The organism is Dietzia sp. B44 (assembly GCF_014145245.1).
Lineage (GTDB): Bacteria > Actinomycetota > Actinomycetes > Mycobacteriales > Mycobacteriaceae > Dietzia > Dietzia natronolimnaea.
The window spans coordinates 1-8,675 of record NZ_JAALEF010000283.1 but is presented as its reverse complement, the minus strand read 5'-3'; the positions used below and the strand labels follow the sequence as shown (position 1 = coordinate 8,675).

The window sequence follows — 8,675 nt, the reverse complement described above, 5'->3', positions numbered from 1 at the left end:
CGTCGGCCCGGGCCAGCGACCGGCACTCGGTCTGCAGCGCCCGGGTCATCGGGGTCTCGGTGGGGGTGATCACCAGCGCGATCAGGTCGGCGTGCACGTTCACGCCCAGCAGCGTGGCCCTGCGGCCGATCGCTTCCGGGTCGTGATCGCCGGGGGAGAGCAGCTCGGCCAGGAGCTCGCCGCGGACGCGGTTGTCGGCCTCGTCGCGCGCGCGGTGGCCCAGCAGGATCAGCGCGATCACCGAGCTCACCCGCTCCAGCACCCGCCCGATGGACGGGACGGAGCCGCGGCTGGCGTAGGTGACGTACCCGAGGTGGTCGGAGCCGGTGATGACGGGGTTGACCACGACGAGGTGGCCGCCGGACTGCCGGGTTACCATCCGCTCGGTGTCCGCGGCGACCTCGTCCAGGATCCGCCGGAGCAGGTCGACCGGCGGGCCCTCGGTGGACTGCGCGGCCCCGATCTCCCGGTGGGCCAGGTCAAAGACGGCGGCGGTGCCACCCTCGATGTCGATCAGCAGGTCCACGATCTCCGGGACCGTGGCGCCGGCCACCACCAGCCGGGTGAGGCGTTCGTGCAGCTCCACGGTGGCGGCCAGGCGCGTGGAGGTCGCTCGCTCGGCGTCGAGGGCGTCGCGGGTCTCGTCCAGTTCCCGCCTGCGCCGGGAGGAGCGTTCGGCCGCGGTCAGGGCCGCGGAGACCTGGTCGGCCAACAGCGCGAGCAGGGTGATCTCGTCCTGGGTGAAGTCGCGCTCGCGGCGTTCGGAGGTGAACAGCATCCCGGTGAGCCGGCCGTGGGTGCGTACGGGCACACCGAGGATCGCCTTGACTCCCTCGTCCAGGATGATCGGGTCGATGACGTGCGTGTACTGCTCGTCGGCCAGGTAGTTGCGGGTCCAGCGGGGCGCCATCGACTCGGCGACCTGCCCGCCCAGCCCGAGCCCCATGCCCAGCCGGATGGTGTCGAACTTGGGGCTGGTGGCGCCTTCGGCCATGCGCATGTAGGTGTCGCCGCGCTCGGGGTCCAGCAGCATCACGTAGGCCAGGTCGGTGCCCACGAGCTGGCGGGCCTTGCGGATGGCGATGTGCAGGACGGCGTCCTCGTCCTGCGCGGCCGCCAACTCGGCGGCCGCGTCGAGGACGTCCCGCAGCCCCAGCGCCAGGTCGACGGCCACGGTCAGCGGCCGAGGAACTGGGCCTTGCCGGGGCCGGAGTCGATGAACGACTGCATGCCGATCTCCCGGTCCTCGGTGGCGAACAGGGCCGCGAACAGGGCGCGCTCGATGCTCAGGCCGGTGTCCAGATCGACTTCGATGCCGCGGTCGACGGCCTCCTTGACCGCGCGGAGCGCCATGCGGGGCCCGCCCACGAACTGTCGGGCCCACTCGGTCGCGCGGGCGGTGGCCTGACCGTCCGGGACCACCTCTTCCACGGCGCGTAGCTCGAGCGCCTCGGCGGCGGTGAGAGTGCGGCCGGTCAGGCACAGGTCCTTGGCCACCGCGGGGCCGACCAGTCGGGCCAGGCGCTGGGTGCCGCCGGCGCCGGGGATAATGCCCAGCAGGATCTCGGGCTGGCCGAGCTTGGCCTTCTCGGCGGCGATCCGCCGGTCGCAGCACAGCGCCAGCTCCATCCCTCCGCCGAGGGCGGCACCGGTGATCGCGGCGACGGTGGGCTGGGGGATCGCCGCGACCGCGGTGAACGCCGACTGCAACTCGCGGGCCTCGGTGAGCATCTGCCCGTACGGCATCTGCCGCATCTCCTTGATGTCCGCGCCGGCGGCGAAGACGCGCTCGCTGCCGGTGAAGACCACCGCGTCCACGTCGCTGCGCCCCGAGACCTCCTGTGCCACGGCCCGCAGTTCCTCCTGCATTCCGCGGGACAGCGCGTTGACCGGAGGCCGGTTGAGGGTGACCACCGCGAGGCCATCGGTCACGTCGAGGGATAGGAATTCATACATGGGCAGACTCCGAACGTAGGGGGAATCTCCATTGTATGTGAACCAGGCCACTCATACCGTCATGGGGCGAGCTCGCCCGAGTGAGGGGGCTCACAGAGACTGAGGAGTTGAACCCATGCCATCGACCGCCCAGGCACGCCCCTGGCGTCCGCCGCTGGGGCCCGAGGGCTTCCGGTGGGAGATCCCGGACCGATTCAACATCGGCGCCGCGTGCACGGACTCCCATCCACCGGAGTCCCCCGCGATCGTGGTGGACCGCGGCGACGATCCGCCGGAGGTCACCACCTTCGGCGAGCTCGGTGCCCGCGCCCGTCGGCTCATCACCTTCCTGCGTGATCGCGGGGTAGGCGAGGGCGACCGGATCGCCGTGATGTGCGCGCAGTCCGCCGAGACCGCCGTGGCCCACGTGGCCGCCTACCTCATGGGCGCGATCGCGGTCCCGCTCTCGGTGAAGTTCGGACCCGAGGCCGCGCTGTTCAGGATGGGGGACTCGGGAGCGGTGGCGGCCGTGTTCGACGCCGACTGCTACTCCCGTCTTGCGGGGGAACTGGCCGAGCTGCCCGAGCTGCGCACCGTGTTGGTCACCGGCGATGCGGTGCCTGAGGCGACGTCGCCCGCCGCCGGGGTGATGCTGGCGGCGGGAACGGCCCCCGAGGCCACGCCTGAGTCCGGAGCGACGACGACGGGAGCGACGACGACGACGGGAGCGGGTGCGCTCACCGTGCTGCCGCTGTCGGTGACGGACTCGGCCGACCTCGCCGTCGTCGTGCCCGACACCGGACCCGACGACCCCGCCCTCCTCATTTACACCTCCGGAACCACCGGCCAGCCCAAGGGCGCCCTGCACGGGCACCGCGTGGTGCTGGGGCACATGCCCGGAGTGGTCCGCGCGCTCGACGGGTTCCCCCAGAACGCCGCGCCCGGTGGGTCGACCGACGTCTTCTGGACCCCGGCCGACTGGGCGTGGGCCGGCGGGTTGCTCGACGTGCTGCTGCCGAGCCTCTACAGCGGTGTGCCCGTGGTGGCCTCCGCCCGGAGGCCCAGCCCGGAGACCGTGGAGCACATCCTGCGCAGGCACGGCGTGACCTGCTCGTTCCTGCCGCCGACCATCCTCAAGATGATGCGTGCCTCCGACGTGGACTACTCCCGCACCGGGCTACGGGCCGCGTTCTCCGGGGGAGAGGCGCTGGGCGAGGCCGTGGCCGAATGGGCGCGAGAGGCGCTGGGCGTGCAGGTCAACGAGATCTACGGCCAGACCGAGCTCAACCTCATCGTGGGCACGTGCCACGCCGAGTTCGACACCCCGCCCGGCTCGATGGGCCGCCCCACGCCCGGTTTCGATCTGGTTCTGCTGGACGGCCTCGGTGAGCTGGTCGCCACGGGCGAGGTCGGCGAGGTCTGCGTGCGCCTGCCCAGCCCCAACGCGTTTCTGCGCTACTGGAACTCGCCCGACAAGACGGCGGAGAAAACCGCGGGGGGAGTCCTGCACACCGGGGACCTGGCGCGGGTCGACGACGAGGGGAACTTCTGGTTCTCCGGCCGCAACGACGACCTGATCTCGTCGGCCGGCTACCGCGTGGGCCCCGGCGAGATCGAGGACCAGATCCTGCGCCACCCGTCCGTCGAGATGGTGGCCGTGATCGGCGTGCCGGACGAGCTGCGCGGCGAGGCGATCGTCGCGTACGTCGTCCCCGCCGAGGGAGTCAGCGGCACCGACGAGCTCGCCCGCGAGATCCAGGCCCTGGTCAAGGAGCGCCTGGCCTTCTACCAATACCCCCGCGAGGTCCTCTTCCTGGACCAGCTGCCCACCACCAACACCGGCAAGATCCGCCGCGCCAGACTGCGCGCCGATCACGACCGACCGACAGCTGACCCGGCCAGACCAACAGCCGACCCCGCTCGCTCAACAGCCGACCCCGCTCGCCCAACAGCTGACCACGCCCGACCGACCCCTGAGGACCCCTCATGAACAATCCCGTCGTCATAGGCGTCGTGCTCGCCTATTTCGTGCTCATGTTTGCCATCGGCGCGTGGGCCAACACCAAGATGAAGTCGGCCAAGGAGTTCCTCGTCGCGGGGCAGTCCCTGGGCTTCTTCGTGATGGCCATCGCCAGCTTCTCCTCAATCCAGTCCGGCTGGGGAATGGTCGGCGGCACCGGGCAGACGTACGCCTGGGGCCTGCAGGCGCTCATCGCCGTCGGCCTGTTCGCGCCGTTCGGCTTCGCCGCCGCCTGGTTCCTCCTGGGCAGCCGCCTCAACTGGATCGGCAAGAAGCACCGCGTCTACTCGGTGCCCGACCTCATCCGGGTCCGCTTCCAGGACCGCACCTCGCACGCCACCATGTCCGTGGCGGTGTTCATCGCTTCGATTGCGTACATGACCGCGCAGGTCACCTCGATCGGCGTGATCATCTCCTTGCTGCTGGGCACCTCGATCCCGACAAGCGTCTGGATCGGCTCTATGGTGGTGGCCGCGTACACGATGGCCGGCGGCATGCTCGCCGCCGTGTGGACCGACCTGGTGCAGGGCGTGCTCATGGTGGTCATGTCCGTGGGGCTGTTCTTCTTTGCCGTCCAGGTGGCCGGTGGCTGGATCCCCATGCTCGACACCATCTCGGCCGGGAGCGCCGAGATGCTCTCGATCGACGGCGTCCAGGCCCCCACCTACATCTTCGCCTTTGGCCTCCTGATCTTCGTGGGCGCCGTGGGCCAGCCGCAGCTGCTCACCAAGTTCCTCATGCTCCGCGACATGACGCAGCTCAAGTGGGGTGCCGCCGTCGCGGGCATCGCCTACGCCATCACCACCCTGTTCTCGGTGGGCATCGGCCTGGCCACCCGCTCCATGACGATCACCGGCGACGCCCCCGAGATCGAGAGCATCGACGACACCGCCATCTGGTTCCTCGACTCCGTGACCAATCCGATCGTCGGCGGCATCGCGCTGACCGGCCTGCTGGCCGCGATCATGTCCTCGGCCTCGAGCTTCATCACCATCGGCGCCTCATCGATGATGCGCGACCTCCCCGGAGCGTTCGGCATCAAGGTGGTCCGCGAACTGCTGTGGAGCCGACTCGCGAGCCTGACCCTGGTGGTCCTGTCGGTGCTGCTCACCCTGTTCCTCTCGCAGGTGGTGTTCCTGCTCGGCGCGCTGGGCTGGGCCGCCTTCGCCGCGGCGATCGTCGGCCCGGTGGTCATGTCCATCTACTGGCATCGCGCAACGGCCACCGCCGCGACCGTCACCGTGGCATTCGCGATCCTCGGCAACATGATCATCACCTCGCTGGCCGCGCGGGACATCATCTCCGTCCCGGCGTTCATGCAGGTCGGCGGCATCTCACTGATCGTGTCGATCCTGCTGTTCTACGTGGTCTCGCTACTGACCACCAACCGTCACCCCGACGCCACGCTGGAATTCCTGTACGGCGGCCCGAGCGCCGCCACCGACCCCACGCTCACCGGCGCGGCCGCCACGTCCAGCTCGACCGCCGCGTCCACCGAAAGGACCGATCATGTCTGATCCCGCCGCACACGACCGGGGACTCGACCCCGCACGAGATCGGGCATCCGGCCGGGCACTCGACCCCGCAGCCGCCCCCGAACCCGACCACAAGCGCGCCGGGATGCTGATCCACGCCTTTGTGGCAGTAGCCGCGTTCGCGTTGATCGGGATGCTCACCGACACCTGGCAGATGGTGTTCCTGGCCGTACCGCTCTTCGCCGTGATCATGATGCTCCTGGGTTCCCTGCACTCCGACGGCTCCTGGGAGAGGGTGTCGACCATCGCGATCGTCGGCTACTGCGCGGGGCTGGGCGTACTGGTGCTGTGGTCGATCCTCACCGCGAGCGGCGACGCGAGGCTGTGGGGAATGCCGATGTCCATGGGTGTGATCTTCTACTTCATCTGGCCCTACACGGCCGTGGGCGCGGGGCTGCTGTACGCCCTGGTCTTCGACCGCACGATCGACGAGAAGCGGCTGGCGGCGCCGGCCAGCTGAACGCTGCTCCTTCGCGGCCGCCGCGCCTCCCGATTGCGTGCGGCCGCTAGGCCCGCCCTTCTCGTAGCCGCTAGGTCCGTCACCCCGCAGCCGCGCGCGACGACTGCAGCCGCACAGGAAATCTCCCGTGCGGCTGCAGCGTGTACGCGCGGCTGTGGCGTCTTCCGCGTCCGAACCGAACCCCGTGTGCGTCAGGCCCGCCGGACCCGCGCGGAGACCGACGGCTGACCTCGCCGTATCCGCAATCGGGTGACCTGTCGACCGGATGCGGGCGTCCGAGGGCCGTCTTAGCATTGTGGTGTTCGATCTGACGGCATCTAGGAGTCCGAGTTGATCGACACTGATCCCCTCACACGTCTCCGTGGTGCCACCGTCGCCGAGCCCGACCAAGGTGCGGCGACGGTACCGAAGCTCGACCCACAGGGACGCAGTCCCGGCCACGACAGTGTGTCGGTGGACGTCCCCGACGAGAGGGAAACACCATGAGCAAGTTCACTCTGATCGCAGCCGCTGCAGTTGGGTACGTCCTGGGAAGCCGCGCGGGCCGCGGCCACTACGAGATCGTCAAGGAGCAGGCAACCAAGCTGTGGCAGACGCCGCAGGTCCAGGAAGCCGCGAGCCAGGCCACCGAGTTTGCCAAGGACGCCGCCGAGCAGGTGAAGGACCAGGTCAGCGACCCTTCCGGGCAGAGCGGTGACGGCCCGAGCAGCGACGGGCAGAGCAGCGGGGGACGACACTCCACCGATCAGGCTGACCCCCTCACCTCGCAGTACCCGCCTTCGGGCAGCGGTGACGGTACGACTCCGTGAGCCATCCGGTCGATCCCTCCCCGAGCCGGGTCGGATCCGACGACTAACTCAACAGTCGCGACGGCCCGCCTGAGCGGTGGGCAGGTGCTCGGCGAGGCCCGCCGCCAGTTTGAGCGCTACGAGGACCGACGACGGGGGACACGGCGGGAGGAGCGGCATGAACGTCGAGGGAGCCTGGGAGCGCAACGAGACCGAGGCGCAGCGGATCGACCGCAACTGGATCGAGCTGCTCCAAGAGTTGCGCATGATCCAGACCGGCGGCCAGGTGCTCACGGGCTTTCTGCTGGTGGTGCCGTTCCAGGAGCGCTTCGCTGACATCGGCGGTGTCGGCCGCGCTCTCTACCTGGTGGTGCTGTCACTCGCCCTTGCCTCGACAGTGGTTCTGCTGGCTCCGGTGATGATCCACCGCGCGGTGTTCCGCTCCCACCGGAAGGACCGGGTGCTGCGCCTGTCCGCGATGCTCGCCCGTGTCGGAATGGCGCTCCTGTCGATCGCGATGGTCGGTCTGGTCGCGCTCATCTTCACGTTGGTCCTCGGTGTGGTGCCGGGGATCGGAGCGGCGGTCGTCACCGCGTTCTTCGTGGTGGTGATGCTCATCGTGGTGCCCGCCCGCGTTCTGCGGTATGCCGCGACGAATCCGTATGTCCCCGACTAACGACACGGCACTGCCGGGTGGGTGCGATGGCGACGCACCCGTACTTGTTCGGCGCGGTGGCGCGGCATCGTGTGTCCGGAATGACACGGCGCCTCACCCCTCGGATGGGACAATGGGGTCCGATCTGGCCCGCTACCGCGCCGGGGGAGGTGCTCGTGCCGATGGCGTCGATGGAGATGTACTCCCGTTCCGTTGACCTGCAACAGAACGCTGCCGCCGAACAGGCCCGCACGCGACTCGACGCAGGTCTTCGAGAGTGGTCCGGCCAGCGCACAGCGCTCGCCGCTGATGGGCTCGGACGCAACCCTCTGCGCCGGGTGCCGCGGAGTTGGCCCGAGGTGGCGGCCACGCGGGTGGAGGTCGCGGCGCGGGAGGCCTGCGTGATCGACGAGCAGGGTGCGCACACGGAGGCGTCCCGGCTGCTGTGGTCGGCCACGGCCAAACTCGTCGGTGCCGCGGTGTCCCTGGCGATCCCGCTCTCGATCCTCATCGCGCTGGTGGTGGGGTCATGACGACCCCTTGGGTTCGCGTGGGCGGGCGGTGGACGCCGTGCTGAGGCTCATCGTCCCGGTCCTCGTAGGACTGCTGTTCCTGGCGATGATCGCGGGGTGGCTCTGGTACACCACGTGGCTGGTGCGGTCCGCGATCGACGAGCTCGCGCACCGCCGCCGGCTCAAGGCCGGGGTGGATCCCCTGCAGGTGACGGCCAAGAAGGCACTCGCGTCCGTGGAGGCGGCGCACGACTCGGCCCAGAGGGCCCTGTCGCTGGCGGTCGAGTCCTGGTACGAACTCCGGGACAACCGGGCGGTGGGGACCCCGCTGGTGGAGAAGTTCCCGCGGATCGAGGCCAGGGCCGCGCGGGACCCGGAATTCCTGGACGTCCTCGAGGACGCCGACGCCCTGCTCAACGAGGCCAGTCCCGGGTCGGACTCGATCGACGAGCTCCTCGAACGGACAGCCCGGATGGATGCCCTGAACCTGCGGCTCCGGCACCTGGTCCACCAATACGACGCCGCCGGGAGGCGCGGGTTTGGGCGCTTCTTCTCGTAGCAGGGCCGTCCCCAACTTGGGACACCGCCGGGTTAGACGGAAAGCTCCCGCGTAGTGGTCGTGCTCAGCGCGGAAAATCTGCGGGTTTCGCACGGTAGCCACGACCTAGATCACGGTGAGTGCGACCAGTACGAGAGGGTGCGCGTGGCGAGTGCGATCAGCCTTCCAAGTGGGCCACCCGCGGGCTAGTGGGTATCTCCGTTAGTGCGTC

The 8,675-nt window shown here is 69.6% G+C and carries 8 protein-coding genes and 1 pseudogene; 7 read left to right on the top strand and 2 right to left on the bottom strand.

Going from position 1 to position 8,675, the window contains the following annotated elements; translation table 11 throughout:
• Together G6017_RS10040 and G6017_RS10035 are read right to left on the bottom strand one after the other, a co-directional pair.
• Positions 1-1,174: GAF domain-containing protein (locus G6017_RS10040; RefSeq protein ID WP_182617185.1), on the bottom strand; the 1,174-nt coding region annotated here is incomplete at its 3' end.
• 2 nt (positions 1,175-1,176) lie between these two features.
• Positions 1,177-1,956 (bottom strand): enoyl-CoA hydratase/isomerase family protein, encoded by a 780-nt coding sequence (locus G6017_RS10035; protein WP_107745751.1) that lies wholly within the window; start codon positions 1,954-1,956, stop codon positions 1,177-1,179.
• A 115-nt stretch (positions 1,957-2,071) separates the two neighbouring features.
• Between G6017_RS10035 and G6017_RS10030 the strand changes: the two genes are divergently transcribed.
• From G6017_RS10030 to G6017_RS10000, 7 genes and pseudogenes are all read left to right on the top strand, one after another.
• Positions 2,072-3,925, top strand: coding sequence for an AMP-binding protein (locus G6017_RS10030; protein WP_182617183.1), 1,854 nt, complete (start codon positions 2,072-2,074; stop codon positions 3,923-3,925).
• Positions 3,922-5,472: a sodium:solute symporter family transporter gene (locus tag G6017_RS10025; protein WP_182617181.1), complete on the top strand. Its 1,551-nt coding sequence runs from the start codon at positions 3,922-3,924 to the stop codon at positions 5,470-5,472. The genes G6017_RS10030 and G6017_RS10025 overlap by 4 nt, the downstream gene beginning before the upstream one ends.
• A pseudogene (locus tag G6017_RS10020) lies at positions 5,447-5,950 on the top strand (hypothetical protein); the annotation flags it as partial. The gene G6017_RS10025 and the pseudogene G6017_RS10020, both read left to right, overlap by 26 nt.
• A 482-nt stretch (positions 5,951-6,432) precedes the next feature.
• A complete protein-coding gene (locus G6017_RS10015) occupies positions 6,433-6,759 on the top strand; it encodes a YtxH domain-containing protein (RefSeq protein ID WP_182617179.1) in 327 nt (108 codons plus the stop codon).
• Positions 6,760-6,916: 157 nt separating this feature from the next.
• Entirely contained in the window at positions 6,917-7,414 is a 498-nt protein-coding gene (locus G6017_RS10010; RefSeq protein ID WP_182617177.1) for a DUF6328 family protein, read from the top strand.
• Positions 7,415-7,575: 161 nt separating this feature from the next.
• Positions 7,576-7,926 carry a hypothetical protein gene (locus G6017_RS10005; RefSeq protein WP_182617176.1) on the top strand — a complete coding sequence of 117 codons (351 nt, stop codon included), beginning with the start codon at positions 7,576-7,578 and terminating at the stop codon, positions 7,924-7,926.
• Between the two features lie 7 nt (positions 7,927-7,933).
• On the top strand, positions 7,934-8,464 hold the full coding sequence (locus G6017_RS10000) for a hypothetical protein (protein ID WP_241731457.1): 531 nt from the start codon (positions 7,934-7,936) through the stop codon (positions 8,462-8,464).
• Positions 8,465-8,675: the final 211 nt, after the last annotated feature.